Here is a 2,091-nt window from a genome sequence, read left to right as displayed (position 1 = left end):
GAAACATTGTTAATGCAGAAAAGTACGTTTTGAAATTAAAAGATAGCCCAATAACATTTATTAATAATGTTGAAGCTATATTGTTTTATCTTAAAGGGAAATATAATTTAGCTCTAGATAGGGTTAATGCACTGATAAAAATTCGCCTCAATAAAATTAAGCATGATGATTTGGTTCTTACGGCAAATTATATTTTAAGAGTTCAAATATTAAATTCTCTTAATGAATACAAAGAAGCTTATAATCAAGCTCTGCAATTATATAATATGCATAAACTCACAAAAAAAGATGACCACCTTATATTTGGACGTATTTACGCACAAATGGCAAGAAGTGAATTAGGTCTTGGAAACTTAGAAGAGGCTTCCGATCATATTAACAAAGCTATTGAAATTTTGCTTGCTAATGAGAATAAAGAAGATAAAGGAGCAAAATTTTCTGAGAATCCAGATTTAGCAAGTGGTTATGTAGTGAGGGGTGATATTTATTCCCTATTAGGAAAATATGATAAAGCAATAAAATTTTATAGAGAAGCTCAAGGAATATATTTATATTTATATAAGGATAATATTAAAAATATTGCACAGGTAAGTTACCTTTATACCCAAGGAGCAAAAGCTGCTTGTAAGATAAAGGATTTATATCATTATAAGTGTTTTGGAGAGCCTCAAGTTAAAGAGTTCGGCAGAGAACATGCTAATACAATTTCTATGTTTGAATACTGTAAAGATTATAATATGGACTTGTGGCAAGAAGAAAACTAATTTTTGTATTTATCAAGCAACCAATCAACAAATCTATCATCTACAGAAGGCGGATTTGCCTTTAGAGCATATTGATATACCTCCTTAATTATAGAAATTAACTTGTTTAAAGGAAAATTTAATCCTCTTGCAATTATAATATTTATCGTAGAACTTGTAGCATCGGCGAATGCTTTCATTTGTTCATCGGAAAGCGAACTAATCTGAATCTCTTCTTCGTCAATCAAAATTGATTCCAAGGTTACACCGAGTGCTTGTGCGATAAGTTGTAGATTATGAGCACTTGGATTCTTAGAATTACCAGCAATTATGCTATAAACAGTATTTCTATTTAATCCTGTCTCTTTTTCTATATCAACGGCATTTATTTTTTTTTGAGCCATTAACTCACTTATCTTTATCTGTAAGCTTGCCATAAAACACAACGAATTAAAATCAAATTTCTAAACCAACCGCACGAAATTTAACATTATTTATTTGAAATGTAAATCCAATAATGACGGTGTTTAATAAAAAACTCACTTTAAAAAAACAAGAAGATTCTTTAAATAGAGACTTTACATATCATATTTTATGCATTACAATTAAAACTTAAGCAACAAGGATCATTGCTTCATATTTAAAGTAAGTAATAAAATAAGGCTAAAAAATAAACAAAGGAAGATAAAAAGCTTGAATATAAGAATATCAACAAGTACTGCAGTCGCCAAACTTTTTGTACTTGTTGAAAAAAGACACAACCTAAAACTTAGGTATAGCAATTATGAATATAACCAGAACCATTGCAACTTGCAAGCCTGCAAGTACAAAATTATTAAACCCTATTGATATCGGTAGCGGTAATATCATACCTAACTGGTGGTACTCAACAATACTAACTAGTCCCTCCGTCAAAACTCTCCCCGCCTGAATTAACAAGGGGTTTCATGTCATAAACAGCTTACAAAATCCATAAGAAAATGGTATAATTACCGCATAAAGCTTACGGATTTTAAAATTATGCCTATAGAAAATATTACTTTTCTCCAAAAACAAGAAAGGTTATTTGAAGAGAAATTATCTACAAAACTAAATCCTAAAAACAAGTTATATAAACTAAGGGATTTAGTAAATTGGTCTGAACTTGAAGCCAGAGCATTGCCTAACATTGAAATCAAGCAATTTGGTAGAAATAAGAAAGATCATAGAGTAATGCTAGCACTATCAATGCTTCAAGCTATGTACAACGGTTCTGATTCGTTTACGGAGGAAGAGCTAAAGGAAAATATTTATTGGCAATATTTTTGTGGTTATGAATATTTGCAGCAAGATCTTGATGTGTCTGAAG

At 30.3% G+C, this 2,091-nt stretch carries 3 protein-coding genes and 1 pseudogene; 3 read left to right on the top strand and 1 reads right to left on the bottom strand.

Features of this window, described 5'->3' with window-relative positions:
• Positions 1 to 764: pseudogene (locus tag Megvenef_RS09120) on the top strand (tetratricopeptide repeat protein); the annotation flags it as partial.
• Here Megvenef_RS09120 and Megvenef_RS09115 read toward each other — a convergent pair.
• Positions 761 to 1,180: a helix-turn-helix domain-containing protein gene (locus tag Megvenef_RS09115; RefSeq protein ID WP_322777613.1), complete on the bottom strand. Its 420-nt coding sequence runs from the start codon at positions 1,178 to 1,180 to the stop codon at positions 761 to 763. The pseudogene Megvenef_RS09120 and the gene Megvenef_RS09115 overlap by 4 nt on opposite strands.
• Positions 1,181 to 1,527: 347 nt before the next feature.
• Between Megvenef_RS09115 and Megvenef_RS09110 the strand changes: the two genes are divergently transcribed.
• Together Megvenef_RS09110 and Megvenef_RS09105 are read left to right on the top strand one after the other, a co-directional pair.
• Positions 1,528 to 1,674, top strand: coding sequence for a hypothetical protein (locus tag Megvenef_RS09110; RefSeq protein ID WP_322777612.1), 147 nt, complete (start codon positions 1,528 to 1,530; stop codon positions 1,672 to 1,674).
• Positions 1,675 to 1,763: 89 nt separating this feature from the next.
• On the top strand, positions 1,764 to 2,091 hold a 328-nt coding region (locus Megvenef_RS09105), incomplete at its 3' end, for a transposase (RefSeq protein ID WP_322776028.1).

It is taken from the genome of Candidatus Megaera venefica, assembly GCF_034554655.1.
Taxonomy (GTDB): Bacteria; Pseudomonadota; Alphaproteobacteria; order Rickettsiales; family Rickettsiaceae; genus Megaera_A; species Megaera_A venefica.
This window is presented reverse-complemented; position numbering and strand designations above follow the sequence as displayed.